The 14732-nt window shown below is 41.4% G+C and carries 11 protein-coding genes and 1 pseudogene; all 12 read left to right on the top strand.

Annotated elements, in window-relative coordinates; translation table 11 throughout:
* The first annotated feature begins 1 nt into the window (after position 1).
* The gene (gene aroC, locus AB6M99_RS07190; protein ID WP_369350486.1) at positions 2–1168 is read left to right on the top strand and encodes a chorismate synthase; all 1167 of its coding nucleotides are present in this window, start codon (positions 2–4) and stop codon (positions 1166–1168) included.
* Between the two features lie 67 nt (positions 1169–1235).
* The gene (locus tag AB6M99_RS07185; RefSeq protein ID WP_369350485.1) at positions 1236–2339 is read left to right on the top strand and encodes a prephenate dehydrogenase; all 1104 of its coding nucleotides are present in this window, start codon (positions 1236–1238) and stop codon (positions 2337–2339) included.
* Between the two features lie 12 nt (positions 2340–2351).
* Entirely contained in the window at positions 2352–2690 is a 339-nt protein-coding gene (locus AB6M99_RS07180) for a YlbF/YmcA family competence regulator (protein WP_121834805.1), read from the top strand.
* A gap of 117 nt (positions 2691–2807) precedes the next feature.
* Positions 2808–4091 (top strand): 3-phosphoshikimate 1-carboxyvinyltransferase, encoded by a 1284-nt coding sequence (gene aroA, locus AB6M99_RS07175; protein ID WP_369350484.1) that lies wholly within the window; start codon positions 2808–2810, stop codon positions 4089–4091.
* Positions 4084–4560, top strand: a complete 477-nt coding sequence (locus AB6M99_RS07170) for a shikimate kinase (RefSeq protein WP_121834803.1) — start codon at positions 4084–4086, stop codon at positions 4558–4560. The genes aroA and AB6M99_RS07170 overlap by 8 nt, the downstream gene beginning before the upstream one ends.
* Positions 4557–5387, top strand: coding sequence for a prephenate dehydratase (gene pheA, locus AB6M99_RS07165; RefSeq protein ID WP_121834802.1), 831 nt, complete (start codon positions 4557–4559; stop codon positions 5385–5387). Before AB6M99_RS07170 ends, pheA begins: the two co-directional genes overlap by 4 nt.
* Before the next feature lie 9 nt (positions 5388–5396).
* A complete protein-coding gene (locus tag AB6M99_RS07160; RefSeq protein ID WP_121834801.1) occupies positions 5397–6854 on the top strand; it encodes an LCP family protein in 1458 nt (485 codons plus the stop codon).
* A 77-nt stretch (positions 6855–6931) separates the two neighbouring features.
* Positions 6932–8287 (top strand): 23S rRNA (uracil(1939)-C(5))-methyltransferase RlmD, encoded by a 1356-nt coding sequence (rlmD, locus tag AB6M99_RS07155; protein WP_121834800.1) that lies wholly within the window; start codon positions 6932–6934, stop codon positions 8285–8287.
* Between the two features lie 255 nt (positions 8288–8542).
* Positions 8543–9282, top strand: a pseudogene (locus AB6M99_RS07150) (recombinase family protein); the annotation flags it as partial.
* Positions 9283–9390: 108 nt separating this feature from the next.
* Positions 9391–9606: a hypothetical protein gene (locus tag AB6M99_RS07145; RefSeq protein WP_121834799.1), complete on the top strand. Its 216-nt coding sequence runs from the start codon at positions 9391–9393 to the stop codon at positions 9604–9606.
* Positions 9606–10745: a YcjF family protein gene (locus AB6M99_RS07140; protein WP_369350483.1), complete on the top strand. Its 1140-nt coding sequence runs from the start codon at positions 9606–9608 to the stop codon at positions 10743–10745. Before AB6M99_RS07145 ends, AB6M99_RS07140 begins: the two co-directional genes overlap by 1 nt.
* A 756-nt stretch (positions 10746–11501) precedes the next feature.
* A complete protein-coding gene (locus AB6M99_RS07135; RefSeq protein WP_121834797.1) occupies positions 11502–14615 on the top strand; it encodes a leucine-rich repeat protein in 3114 nt (1037 codons plus the stop codon).
* Positions 14616–14732: the final 117 nt, after the last annotated feature.

Below are 14732 nucleotides of genomic sequence, written 5' to 3'. Positions count from 1 at the left end.
GATGAGATATTTAACAGCAGGTGAGTCCCATGGACCACGATTGACAGCCATTATCGAGGGGGTACCGGCAGGATTATCCCTTACCGCAGAGGATATTAACGGTGATCTGAAACGTCGTCAGGGCGGCTATGGTCGTGGCGGTCGCATGAAAATTGAAAGTGATGTGGTTGACATTACTTCAGGTGTCCGTCATGGTAAGACCACTGGAGCCCCAATAACGCTTCATGTCATCAATAAAGACCATCAAAAATGGCTGGATATTATGGCAGTAGAAGACATTGAAGACCGTCTGAAAACGAAGCGAAAAATTACCCACCCACGTCCGGGTCATGCAGACCTTGTTGGGGGGATGAAGTATCGCTTTGATGATTTGAGAAATTCTCTAGAGCGTTCATCTGCCCGTGAAACCACCATGCGAGTGGCAATTGGTGCCGTTGCTAAGCGCATTTTGGCAGAGCTTGACATCGAGATTGCCAATCATGTTGTCGTGTTTGGTGGTAAAGAAATTGATGTCCCAGAAGGTCTGACAGTTCAAGAAATTAAGACCTTGGCGGCGCAATCGGAAATTTCTGTTGTCAATCAAGCGCGTGAGCAAGAAATCAAGGATTACATTGATCAGATTAAAAAAGAAGGTGACACGATTGGTGGCGTTGTGGAAACCATCGTTGGTGGTGTACCAGTTGGTCTAGGTTCCTATGTGCAGTGGGATACCAAGCTGGATGCTAAGTTAGCACAGGCGGTTGTTTCGATTAATGCCTTTAAAGGTGTTGAATTTGGAGTTGGTTTCCAAGCAGGTTACCGTAAAGGTTCTGAAGTCATGGATGAAATCATGTGGAGTGAAGCAGAAGGCTATACCCGAAGAACCAACAACCTCGGTGGTTTTGAGGGTGGCATGACCAATGGACAACCGCTGATTATCCGTGGTGTGATGAAGCCTATCCCAACGCTCTATAAGCCACTCATGTCAGTTGATATTGAAACGCATGAGCCTTACAAAGCAACGGTGGAACGCTCTGACCCAACAGCTCTTCCAGCAGCGGGTGTGGTTATGGAAAGTGTCGTTGCTACAGTCATTGCTCAGGAAATCTTAGAGAAATTTTCATCAGACAATCTAGAAGAATTAAAAGAAGCTGTTACTAGACATAGAGAGTATGTGAAGCATTTCTAAAACGGTTTAGATACGAAAAAGATGACAGTTTTCTATAAAGTAAAAAGAGAAGGTTTTAGGTGTAAGGATGAAGAAAACCATTTATATTGCAGGGCTTGGCTTAATTGGTGGCTCGATTGCCTTGGCGATAAAACGTGCCCACCCCGATTATGAGATTTTGGGCTATAATCGCTCTGAAAAGTCTCGAGAAATTGCCTTGGAGCGTGGGATTGCAGATAGGGTCACAGGAGATTTTGCTTCTTTTGCCCCCTTAGCGGATGTTATCATACTGGCAGTTCCTATTAAACAGACCATTGATTTTATTAAAGAATTGGCTAGTATGGATTTGAAACCTAATGTGATTATCACTGATGCTGGCTCTACTAAGGTTGAAATCATGTCAGCAGCGGAAGCCTATTTGTCTGGTGACAAGGTTCAGTTCGTCGGTTCTCATCCTATGGCTGGTAGTCATAAATCTGGAGCTATTGCTGCAGATGTCACCTTATTTGAAAATGCCTATTACATTTTTACGCCTTCTACTTTGACTAAAGAGACAACCATTTCAGAGTTAAAAGATTTACTGGTTGGGACGAAGGCACGCTATGTTGAGATTGACGCGGCAGAACATGACTTAGTGACCAGTCAGGTATCACATTTTCCTCATATTTTAGCCTCTAGCCTTATGGAACAGGCTGGAGCCTATGCGGAGAATCATCAGCATACCAATCACTTTGCAGCAGGTGGTTTTCGTGACATGACCCGTATCGCAGAGTCAGAGCCTGGCATGTGGACCTCTATTTTATTGACAAATAGCAGAGCTGTTTTAGATCGAATTGAAGACTTCAAAGGTCGATTAGATAAGGTGGCGCAGCTAATTTCTCAAAAAGATGAAAATGGCATCTGGGAATTTTTTGAACATGGTCGAGTGACTCGAAAAGAAATGGAGATTCATAAAAAAGGTGGCGTAGATAGCTTTTATGACCTTTTTGTTGATGTTCCCGATGAAGAAGATGTGATTCTACGAATTTTGGAATTACTTCGAGGAACATCTTTGGTTAATATCAGAATTAACGAAGAAAATCGTGAAGATATTCATGGTATTTTGCAGATTTCTTTTAAAAATGCTAAGGACTTAGCTCATGCTGAACAGGTGATTAGAGAACATACAGCATATAACATTACAATCAAGTAGGAGGATACAACAATGGAAAACATTTATGATTTAGCAAATAATTTGGAGCGTGCCATTCGTGCGCTTCCCGAATATCAAGCAGTGAAAGCAGCTAGAGAAGCGGTTGAAGCTGATGTGTCAGCTAAAGCTATCTGGGAAGAATTTTTGGTTGCACAAAATAAAATTCAGATCCTAGTCCAATCTGGACAAATGCCAACTTCAGAGGATCAAGCAGAAATGTCAGCGCTTGGTGATAAGATTGAAAACAATAGCATTCTTAAAGCTTATTTCACTAGCCAACAAGCGTTAGGCGTTTATGTTGGTGACTTGGAGCGTATCATTTTTAAACCGTTACAGGAATTGTCAGAGTAAGGTTGGGTAAACTGCTGCAGTCGATTCAAGATTTTTACATAGGGACAAGTACAGAAATTTTTAGAAATTTCTGTCTTTTTTTGCTATAATAATAGAAATACAGGTATGAGGTTTTTTATGAAATTACAAACAGCAGCTAAATCATTATCGGGTACTATTCGTGTGCCTGGTGATAAGTCTATCAGCCACCGTTCCATTATGTTTGGTTCTCTTGCTAAGGGAGTGACTAAAGTTTATGATATCTTGCGTGGTGAGGATGTTCTTTCAACTATGCAGGTTTTTCGTGATTTGGGAGTGAAGATAGAGGATAAGGGTGATGTGGTTGAAATACATGGCGTTGGTTTTGAGGGCTTAAAAGCTCCGCAGAATAAACTGGACATGGGGAATTCTGGCACGTCTATTCGTCTTATTTCAGGTGTCCTTGCAGGACAGGGGTTTGAAGTGGAAATGTTTGGAGACGACAGTCTTTCAAAACGTCCGATGGACCGTGTGACCATTCCTTTGAGACAAATGGGTGTTGAGGTATCTGGTCAGACTGACCGTGACTTGCCACCTCTTAAGATGAAGGGGACAAGCTCACTTAAATCAATCACTTACCAATTACCTGTGGCCTCCGCTCAAGTAAAATCTGCTCTGATTTTTGCAGCCTTGCAGGCAGACGGAGAGTCTGTCATTATCGAGAAAGAGAAGACACGTAATCACACCGAGGATATGATTGTTCAATTTGGCGGTGAGATTCAGGTTGATGGCAAAGAGATTCGTATTTCAGGAGGTCAAGAATTTACTGCTCAAGAGGTTGTCGTTCCTGGGGATATCTCTTCGGCGGCTTTCTGGCTGGTAGCAGGGCTTATTGTTCCAAATAGTAAAGTTGTTCTTGAGAATGTAGGGATTAATGAGACCCGCACAGGTATCATTGACGTGATTAAGGCCATGGGTGGGCGTATTGAGATGACCGATATTGACCCAGTTGCCAAATCAGCGACTCTTACGGTAGAAACCTCTGACTTGCATGGAACAGAGATTTCAGGTGATATTATCCCACGCTTGATTGATGAGTTACCAATCATCACCCTATTAGCCACTCAAGCCAGCGGTGAAACAGTTATCCGCGATGCGGAGGAATTAAAAGTCAAAGAAACAGATCGTATTCAGGTTGTTGCGGATGCTTTAAATGCCATGGGAGCTGATATTACGCCGACCGCAGATGGCATGATTATCGTTGGTAAAACACCGCTTCATGGTGCTACAATCAATACCTTTGGTGATCATCGTATCGGTATGATGGCTGCCATTGCTGCTCTGCTTGTCCAAGATGAAGAGGTAGTGTTGGAACGTGCAGAGGCTATCAATACCAGCTATCCTGATTTCTTCAAACACATGGAGGTATTGTTAAATGGCTAAGGTTTTAATTGGTTTTATGGGCTCCGGAAAATCAACGATTGCACGCCTCTTGGATCCGAATTATATTGATATGGATGTTGTGATTGAAAACAGCATCGGGATGCCCATTGCAGACTTTTTTGCGACAAAGGGTGAAGCAGCTTTTCGTGAGATTGAAAGTGATGTTTTATTAGATTTGATAGCTACTGATAAGGTTATTTCCACAGGAGGTGGAGTCGTTGTGACAGAGAAAAATCGTCAGCTTTTGGCAGAAAATCCTCAAACGATTTATCTGAAAGCTGATTTTGAAACCCTCTATCAGCGCATTGCCAACGATACGAAAAATGTGCGACCACTTTTTGTTACGAATAGTAAAGAAGACTTTAAGGCTATTTTTGACAGTCGTCAAATCTGGTATGAAGAGGCAGCCGCACAAATCATTGATGTGACCAATAAAACACCTCAGGAGATTGTAGAGGAAATCCGATGAAGATTGCTTACTTAGGACCGTCAGGATCCTTTACCCACAATGTAGCTCTCAGCGCCTTTCCTCAGGCTGACCTAGTGCCGTTTGAAACCATCACAGAAGTGCTAAAAGCCTACCAAGACAAGAAGGTCAGCTTTGCTATTGTCCCCGTGGAAAATTCAATCGAGGGATCAGTCCATGAAACGACGGACTATCTTTTCCATCAAGGGAATTTACTTGCTGTGTCTGAAATCATTCAGCCCATCAAGCAACAACTCATGTCTGTTGCGACAACAAATCCAGAAAAAATTTACTCACACCCACAGGCGATTGCACAAGGGAAATCTTATATTACCCAGCATTATCCTAACGCCTCTTTAGAAGCAACGGCTTCTACTGCCTATGCCGCACGATTTGTAGCAGAAAATCCAGATAAGCCCTATGCGGCTATTGCCCCTCAAGCAGCAGCTGAGCAATATGGCCTGACGGTTATTGCAAAAGATATTCAGGAAATTGAAGAAAATTTCACACGGTTTTGGATTTTGGGAGAAAAAAGGAATCAGCTTGCTTTGCCACAAATATCGGAAAAACTTTCCCTAGCCCTCACCTTACCTGATAACCTTCCAGGAGCACTATATAAAGCTCTATCTGTCTTTGCTTGGAGAGGCATTGATTTGACGAAAATTGAGAGTCGCCCCTTAAAAACCATGTTAGGCGAGTACTTTTTCATCATTGATATTGCTCATCACGAAAAAGAATTGGTTCAGTATGCCCTTTCTGAGTTGACAAGCTTGGGAATTACGTTTAAAATTTTAGGAGATTACACTGTTTACATTATGACAGATCATTAAGGAGAAACTATGGCAGATCGCCGTTTAGAGGTTTTGACGCACCACGAAGCCCTACGTTACGATTATTTATCAAAAAACATTCATTTTTTAAATCCTAAGGAAAAAGCAGAGCTAGACCACCTTAATGCTAAGTTAGCTGGAGAAGTACCTGTCTCTTCTCAGCCAGTTAGGTCAGCTCAAAATCCTATCAATGGTTTGCCTGTCTATCCTAGAGCGGACGAACGAAAAAGCTATTCACGCCAATCACGACGTCAGTCAAGGGAGTTACCGCCTTATCCAAGTCGTGAAGCGTCAGCTTTTGGCACAGAAGAACAAATAGAACGCGCGAAAGGCTTGCCTGCTTATCCAAGACAAGAAAAGGTTAGAACCTCTAGCCGTCCACGCCCACAAGATAAAGTGCAGCGTCCTCTGAAAGAAAAGCCAGTCAGGGTAAAACCTGAGAAGCCTGTTAAGAAAAAACGCCGTTTTAGCATTAAACGCTTTTTCCAATGGCTAGGCATTATTATCTTACTGATTTTGATTGGCATGGTTATCATGTTCTTCAAGGGAGTGTCTGATGTAACCTCTGGTAAAAATCATTACCAACCAGCACAAACAGAAGTGTTTAATGGTGAGGATGCCTTAGATGGGACCAATATCCTGATTTTAGGTAGTGATAAGCGCGTGACGCAAAATGCAACAGATGCTCGAACAGATACGATTATGGTCATGAATATTGGTGGCAGTGATGGTAAAATCAAACTAGCAAGCTTTATGCGTGATACACTGGTCAATATTCCAGGATACAGTTCTGATGACTATTCGACCGACCTAAAATTAAACTCCTCATTTAACCTTGGTGAACAAGATGGTGACCAAGGGGCAGAGTTTGTCCGTCAGGCTCTCAAACATAATTTTGACATTGATATCAAATATTATGTCATGATTGACTTTGAAACCTTTGCCATTGCCATTGATACCCTTTTCCCTGAGGGAGTTGACATCGATGCCACATTTGAAACTGTTGGTGGTGAAATGGTAACAGAGGTAGAAGTTCCTGATGATTTAGGTTATGCACAAGGCGGAGCGATGTACCAGACCATCTCAGTCGGTAAACAAAAGATGGACGGTAAAACCCTGTTGAACTATGCCCGTTTCCGTGGAGACGATACAGCTGACTTTGGTCGTGTCAAACGTCAGCAACAAGTCTTATCAGCTATTTTCTCTCAAGTCAAAAATCCTGCAAAACTCTTTACAGGTTCAGCAGCGCTTGGAAAAATTTATGCCCTGACCTCTACCAATGTTTCTTATCCTGTGCTTTTGGCAGAAGGATTAGGCGTTTTAACCAGTGGACAGTCTGGCATTGAGCGCTTAACCGTTCCAAAACAAGGGGACTGGGTGGACACCTATGACATGTATGGTGGTCTAGGACTTGATATTGACCGAGAGAACTATAAAGAACTATTAGCCCAGATGGGATTTAGATAATATGATATAATGGAGAGACGAAGGTCTCTCTTTTTCTTTTGGAAAAAGCAGAGCTGACATTTAGAATGAGGAAAAACATGTTACAAAAAAATGATATTGTAGAAGTAGAAATTGTCGATTTGACCCACGAAGGGCAAGGGGTGGCCAAAGTAGATGGTTTGGTCTTTTTTGTGGAAAATGCCCTACCAGAAGAAACGATTCGCATGCGCGTGCTCAAGGTTACCAAGAAAATTGGCTACGGTAAGGTGGAAGAGTACCTGAAAACTTCTCCTCACCGTGTGGAAGATATGGATGCAGCCTACTTGCGCACAGGTATTGCTGACTTTGGACACTTGGCTTATGCTGAACAACTCAAATTCAAACGCAAGCAAGTGGTGGATAACCTCTACAAAACAGCAGGTATTTCAGATGTCGAAGTGCTAGAAACGCTTGGAATGGACAATCCAACTGCTTATCGGAACAAGGCAGCCATCCCTGTCCGTCGTGTCAATGGGCAGTTGGAGACAGGCTTTTTCCGTAAAACTTCCCATGATTTGATGCCAATTGAAGATTATCTCATTCAAGATAAGGAGATTGACCGTCTGATCAATGCCACTCGTGATTTGCTGCGCCGCTTTGACCTTAAACCTTATGATGAAAAGGAACAGACAGGTCTGATTCGCAACCTTGTGGTGCGCCGAGGGCATTACTCAGGAGAAATGATGTTGGTTCTTGTGACCACACGTCCAAAGGTGTTCCGTATTGACCAACTCATTGAACAGTTAGTGGAAGAATTCCCAGCCCTTGTGTCTGTGATTCAAAACATCAACGATAAAAACACCAACGCGATCTTTGGCGCTGAATTCCGTACTCTCTACGGCAAAGATACCATTACCGATAGCATGTTAGGTAACCAGTACGAGATTTCAGCCCAGTCTTTCTATCAGGTTAATACGGCAATGGCTGAAACGCTCTACCAGACAGCTATTGATTTTTCTGAACTGACCGCTGACGATGTGGTGATTGATGCCTACTCAGGAATCGGTACCATCGGCCTATCCTTTGCCAAATCGGTTAAGGCAGTTTATGGTGTGGAAGTAATTGAAGCTGCCGTACGCGATGCGGAAAAAAATGCTGCGCTAAACGGCATCACAAATGCCCACTATGTAGCTGATAGTGCCGAAAACGCTATGGCCAACTGGAGCAAGCAGGGCATCAAACCAAGTGTCATCCTCGTTGACCCACCACGCAAGGGACTCACCGAAAGTTTTATCAAAGCTAGCGTTGCCATGCAACCAGATAAAATCACCTATGTCTCCTGTAATCCAGCCACCATGGCGCGTGATATTAAATGGTATCAAGAACTGGGCTATAAATTGAAGAAGGTCCAGCCAGTGGATTTATTTCCGAATACGCATCACGTCGAGTGTGTCGCACTGTTCGTAAAAGCCTAGAAACCTTTTAACGAAAGGAATAGTAAAAAGCCTTGATAGTAAGGCTTTTTTTATCGTATAGAGTAAGTATCAGAGTGAGTGTTTAAGTTGAGTGAGTTGGTTTAATAGCATGATGATGGGATGATTTGTTTTCAGATACATGAGGTTAGTGGGAATATATGTCCCCCTAACAATCTGTTTACTAAAAATTTTTTATCTGGATAAATAGTGATGTATTAATACTTAACAAACATCAAAAATTACTTTTTTGTTTCTTTCTTAAAAGGTTACAGTGCAGAAAACATTGCCAAGGAACTCAACACCAAAGGTATCAAGGGCTGGTCAGGAAAGGCCAACTGGTATCCAAGTAGGATTCTCAAAAAAAGTACAAAGGCGATGCTTTATTGCAGAAGACCTTTACAGTTGATTTTTTGACTAAGAAACGAGTTCAAAATGATGGTCAAGTCAACCAATACTATGTAGAAAATAGCCATGAAGCTATTATTGACAAAGACACATGGGAATTAGTACAGTTGGAATTGGACAGGAGGAAAGCCTTTCGTGAAGAACATCTACTGAAATTTTACATCGTGCAAAATGACAATACTCCATTCACCACAAAAGTGTTCTGTGCAGAATGTGGTTCGGCCTTTGGTAGAAAGAACTAGACCACCAGTCGAGGTAAACGTAAAGTATGGCAGTGTAACAATCGTTATAGAGTCAAAGGACAGATTGGCTGTCAGAATAACCATATTGATGAGGAAATGTTAGAGAAGGCTTTTATGAAAAACGTCAGCATACTCAAAGACCATAAAACTGATGTTCTTGATAAGTTAGAAAAGCTAAACAAGGGTGACAATCTTCCGCATAAGTATTATGGCAAGTTTATGAAACAAGTTCTTGACCTAGACTATTTCGATAGTAACATTATGTGCCAAGTCTTTGATAACATCACTATCTCAGAGAGTGGGCAGATTACTGTAATCTTTCTCGAAGGAACAGAAGTTGACTTGTAAGAGACTGCGATCGAAAGGTTGTGGTTTTTTGTGTTGTTTCGTGTTATAATAGCGTAAATAAATAAACAGAATGATTAGAGTATTAATAAAGAAACGGAAAAATCGGTTATGAGGGATAACACCAAAAGAGATAAGCATAGAAAATTGAAATGGTTTGTCGCCGGAAGTGCATTAACTTTGGCTGGATTTATTGCAATACCAACACTTATCCAAAAATATGGAAACAAAGTATACAAAGACTCATTGAAGAATGATGAGATTGATTTTGATGAAATGGGGCCAGAAATTGTACCATTTGAAAACAAATTCATGGAGGAAGAATAATGGCAGAAATTAGTGCAGATAAGATTGCGCAGGAGGCAATTAATGCGATTGCAGATAAAATTAAAAATTTGAATACATTGAATATTATTGTTGCTGGAAAGACAGGTGTGGGTAAAAGTACGCTTATAAATGCAGTATTTAAAGACAACTTGGCTGATACTGGAATGGGAAAACCGGTGACAACTCATATGCGTAAAATTACAAAGAAGAATGTGCCACTTGCGATTTATGATACGAGAGGATTTGAGTTAGGAAAAGAAGTTCAAGCAGAAGTTAAACAAGAAGTGGTGGATACCATCAGTAAAGGACTTGCTACACAAGATATTAATAGAGCTATTCATTGCATTTGGTACTGTATAAATACTGCCTCAAATAGAATTGAACCAGAAGAGATTGAATGGCTTAGAGAACTTTCGAAGGATAATCAAATTACTCAAGTACCGATTGTAATTGTCCTTACACAGTCGTTCTCAAAGAAAAAAGCTCAAGACATGAGACAAGCTTTACTTAATGAAAACTTGGATATCATTCAGATTATTCCTGTACTTGCAGAAGATTATGAAATTGAAGATTTAGGTATTGCGAAGTCTTACGGTCTTGATGTTTTGATTAAAGTTATGGGAGAAGCACTACCAGATGAGCTGATGGATACACTTCAGCATGTTCAAATAGCCTCTTTGGAAGAAAAAAAGCGTAGAGCACAGGCAGCGGTAGCGACTGCCACATTAGCAGCGGCGGCTGCAGGAGCTGTACCTATCCCGTTTTCTGACGCCGCATTATTGGTTCCTACCCAAGTTGGTATGATAGCTTCTATCACGGTAATTTTTGGATTTGATGTTAATAAGAGCATCATAACTGCTCTACTTTCTTCCTCAATTGGTGCAGGCGGAGCAACTCTTCTTGGAAAAACAGTTTTTACTAATATAATTAAATTTATTCCTGGTGCAGGAATTGTCATGGGTGGTGCAATTTCTGCAGGAACTGCAGGGGTGATTACAGCCGCTCTTGGTGAGGCATATATCAGAATTATGGAGTTGGTATTCAAGGGAGAAATGAGCATAGATGACCTTGGTACTAAAAAGGGTCGTGATACTATGTCGCAAATGTTTAAGGCTCAGTTGCAAGTGAATAAGAATTAATATTTTAGAAATGAGTCCATTGACTTTGCTTTTATAACCAATGGTGGCCGGTGGCAATCGCCTCTTGGGAGAAGCACTAGGCTTAGGGATGGGATAATGATAAGTAAATGACTAATTACACTTCATAGTATCGTTCAATAATATAATCACAAAGTCTGACTAAACTCTTTCGTTCTATAGTATAGTTACTCTCTATCAGCACACGTGGAGGTTGTGAGCCTCTTAGTTAAAACCACAGATTAATAGTCCTTGTTTCAAGGCGAGCTGCTAACAAGGTCCACTGGACCTTGTTACTCCAAATGACACATCACGTGGAGTGCGTAGCGTTGCTACAACGAAGCAAAGGGTAAAAATCCTTTATTTTAAGCACTTTTTCAAACATTTTGTCTTTATTGAAAAAAGTGATTTTGACATAAAAAAGGTGCAAAAAAAGTACATTGATGTGAACGTCTGTTTGGATGTCGACTGCGTAGACAAAAAATAGATACGTCAGTAATAAATTAATCCAGCGAGAACATTTTAATAAGTGTTCTCGTTTTTTTTTTTTTGCCCAGTCTCTTTGATTGGACTAAATGAATATTATGATCTTGGTTAAATTTACCTAATTTTAAAATTAGGTAAAACTACAAAAATGGTTGCGTGTGATGAATTCCTGTGGTAAGATAGGGGATACAATGAAGCTTCAGTAGGTGACAGGTGATCGCTGTCATAAAATCTATCAATGTGATTAATCACAATATCATGAAAGGAAAATGAATGAAAAAAAGTTCAGTTGTATTAGGACTGGCAGTAATGCTATCTATGGGTCTGTCTGTTGAAGAGGTTGCTGGTTTGGAACATGATAGGGGTGTTGCAAATACGGCATCTGATATAGATGATTGGTTTGAGGATGAGGAAACGGATTTCCCTAAAAAACCGTCAACGGATACAGAAAAGGTTTCAGATGAAGTGACGGATTTATTTGGAGACAGAACGTCAGACGCAGGAAAAGATAAACCGAAGGCTTCCAAGCCGTCAAAGCCTACCTACTCAGAAGATAAAAAAGATGAGGACTGGTTTTATGAAGAAGCAGAAGATGTTCCTCGACAATCTGATAAAGCTCTTTCAGAAGAAGTAGAGGACTTATTTGCAGAGGACGATGATTCCAAAGATGCAAAGAAACCATCCAAAGAGTTCCCTAAAACGAACCCATCTGTAGACAAAAAGGTACAAGAGCTGTCTGACTCCATTTGGCAGAGCGAAGATTTTATCACGCGTGGAGATTGTCTTGTTGGGTTATCACGCAAGGGAGTAGAGAAGCTAGGGCAAACGGGTCATTTGGTATTACCTCAGAAAGGAACAGATGGCACTGTTTTACGGCGCGTGGCGAGTTTTGCATTTGCGCCTGATAAAAATACGGTAATTGCAGAATATACGAGCCGTGTCGGCGAAAATGGTAAAGTAGACCGTTTAGATGCGGATGGGAACGTTATTTCTACAGAGGGCGAATCCATCAATGCTTATGTGTTGACGAAAATCACGATTCCAGAAGGTTATACCCATATTGGAGCGGATGCATTTGCGGATCATAAAAATGTGACAGAAGTTGTCTTACCAAAGACTTTGACACGGATTTCAGATTATGCTTTTGCACACATGGCTCTGAAGAGTCTTAGTCTGCCATCGGAAGTGACGCATATTGGCGATATGGCTTTTTTTGACAATCGTTTAACAGGTGAACTGGTTTTACCGAAGACTCTGACCTATCTTGGTGAGCGTTCCTTCAAATCAAATCGTTTGCAATCGGTTGTTTTCAAGGGGACTTCTTTGAAAGAGATTGGTGAAGCAGCTTTTCAAGACAATGATTTGAGTCAAGTTCATCTGCCAGCTAACTTGGAGCGTATTGGAAAAGAAGCCTTTACTGGCAATCCAGGTGATGACCATTATGGCAATCAGGTAGTACTGACAACGACAGATGGCAAAAATCCGCATCATTTAAAAACGGAAGGTGCCTATGTAAATCCAGGGAAAGAGCTACAAACAGCGGTTGCCAAGATAGATTACAGCCGTTGGGTGGCAGAAGATTTCCGTTACCAAGACTCAGTGATCCTTGGTTTTTCAGAGAAGGGCATTCAAAAAGTTCGTCGCTTGAAGAAACTTGACATTCCAGAGCGAAATGGTGAGCATGTCATCACAGAAATTGCAGCCAATGCCTTTCGAAATGTTGATTTTGACCAGCAAAGCCTACGAAAATATGACTTAGAAGAAGTTTTCTTGCCAAACAGTATTCAAAAAATTGGAGATTTTGCCTTTCAGTCTAATCGGATTGAGTCCTTGAATTTGGGTGAAGGTGTGGTTGAAATTGGTGCAGGTGCCTTTATGAATAATCGCATTGGTACATTAGAATTACCTGACTCTCTCCAGACAATCGGGGATGCAGCTTTTCATATCAACCATGTCTCTGCAATTGTGGTTCCTCCAGCTGTTAAGCAGATTGGTCGCTCTGCCTTTCGTCAAAATGGAGCACAGGCCATCCTTTTCTTGGGCAAAGATGTGGAGGAGATTGGCGAAATGGCTTTCCTATCCAATGCCTTGACGACAGTTGATATGACTGGTTTAGACAAATTAGAAATTCTATCGGTTCAAGTTTTTGCAGATAATCGTTTGGAAAAGGTTGAGTTACCACCACAATTACGGGAAATCAAAGAAGAAGCCTTCCGTACCAATCAGTTGCACCGTGTACAATTACCAGAAAAGGTTGAAATAATCGCCTTTAATGCCTTCACTCAAAATGGGAAACCAGGTTCAACAGTCGAAGTGATGACAGCAGGCGAAGCAGAAAGTCAGCTACCTGATGGGGAGGGGCATATCATCAATACTGCGAAATTGGCAACAAATCGTGAGGTGTTGACCCAGTTAATGACTGAAATGAAAGCCATTGATTTCTCGACATTGCGTACCTCCACTCAGCAGCAGTTTAAGGACTTGTTGCATCAAGGAGAACAATTGGTGGCGAAAAAAGAGCTGCGTCAAGGGGAACAGTGGCAATTTATCCATACCAGCCGCTTTTTCATGGGACGTTTGGGACTTGATTGTCAAATGAAATTAGCTGAAACGGCCATGAAGGATTTTACAACATCTCCTAATTTAGCTCTATTACAAGGAAAATATGTCTACGCTGTACGTTCTTACAACAACAGTGCTTTGTCAGCAGAACAAGTGTCACGTTTGGAAAAAGAATTGTCCCTCTTGACAGGATTGGTGACAGGAAAAGGTATCTTGGCTCAAGCAACAATGGTACAAGGAGTGCATCAGTTCAAGAGCCCCCTTCCATTGCCAGAATATTATATTGGGTTGAATGTGTATGTGGATGCAAATGGTGTGATTCTGTATATCTTGGATCGTAGCGAGAGCATTGGCGAAGGCCAGAAAGACACATATGGTAATCCAGTTCTGAATATTGATGAAGATAATGAAGGTTACCATGCCTTGGCTGTGGCGACCTTGCAGGATTACGAAGGCCTATCTGTCGAAGAGATTCGCACCAAAGAATTGGCAGATATGACTCAAATTCGCGATGTTCCAAAAGCAAGTTACCATCGTCAAGCCATCTTTGAAGCGGTAAAAGACGCGGTGAAAGATTGGAAAGGAATGTCGCAACCTCAGGCGTCGTCTGAAAATGACAAACCAAGTCACGAGCCAAACACCGCATCAGAACTCCCTATGAAAGAAAAAAAGGCACAACAAGCTTTATCTTCAACTCAGGGAACTTCTGTATCAAAAGTTCTACCGAAAACAGGTACTACAAGTGATTCTTATTGGTATGGACTAGGAATAGCGATTCTCGCGTACTTATCGGCTATCGTGGTCAAAAAACGGAAAGACAACTAATTTTCAATGAAAAAGGTTAATTGAGGGCATTCATCCACTTAATTAACCTTTTTGGCGTAGGAGAGAAAGCTGTTGCTAAAAGTCATGACAGGAATCAGTTGTTTGACATTATTTAGG

The sequence above is a fragment of the Streptococcus hillyeri genome, assembly GCF_041081565.1.
Classification (GTDB): domain Bacteria; phylum Bacillota; class Bacilli; order Lactobacillales; family Streptococcaceae; genus Streptococcus; species Streptococcus hillyeri.
The sequence above is the reverse complement of the archived record's forward strand: the minus strand, read 5'-3'. Positions and strand labels throughout refer to the sequence as shown.

Excerpts from the sequence above, each read along its gene's own strand:
- AB6M99_RS07185 (WP_369350485.1), top strand. The coding sequence starts at position 1,236 with ATGAAGAAAACCATTTATATTGCAGGGCTTGGCTTAATTGGTGGCTCG.
- AB6M99_RS07140 (WP_369350483.1), top strand. The coding sequence starts at position 9,606 with ATGGCAGAAATTAGTGCAGATAAGATTGCGCAGGAGGCAATTAATGCG.
- rlmD (WP_121834800.1), top strand. The coding sequence starts at position 6,932 with ATGTTACAAAAAAATGATATTGTAGAAGTAGAAATTGTCGATTTGACC.
- AB6M99_RS07135 (WP_121834797.1), top strand. The coding sequence starts at position 11,502 with ATGAAAAAAAGTTCAGTTGTATTAGGACTGGCAGTAATGCTATCTATG.
- pheA (WP_121834802.1), top strand. The coding sequence starts at position 4,557 with ATGAAGATTGCTTACTTAGGACCGTCAGGATCCTTTACCCACAATGTA.
- AB6M99_RS07145 (WP_121834799.1), top strand. The coding sequence starts at position 9,391 with ATGAGGGATAACACCAAAAGAGATAAGCATAGAAAATTGAAATGGTTT.
- AB6M99_RS07170 (WP_121834803.1), top strand. The coding sequence starts at position 4,084 with ATGGCTAAGGTTTTAATTGGTTTTATGGGCTCCGGAAAATCAACGATT.
- aroC (WP_369350486.1), top strand. The coding sequence starts at position 2 with ATGAGATATTTAACAGCAGGTGAGTCCCATGGACCACGATTGACAGCC.
- aroA (WP_369350484.1), top strand. The coding sequence starts at position 2,808 with ATGAAATTACAAACAGCAGCTAAATCATTATCGGGTACTATTCGTGTG.
- AB6M99_RS07180 (WP_121834805.1), top strand. The coding sequence starts at position 2,352 with ATGGAAAACATTTATGATTTAGCAAATAATTTGGAGCGTGCCATTCGT.
- AB6M99_RS07160 (WP_121834801.1), top strand. The coding sequence starts at position 5,397 with ATGGCAGATCGCCGTTTAGAGGTTTTGACGCACCACGAAGCCCTACGT.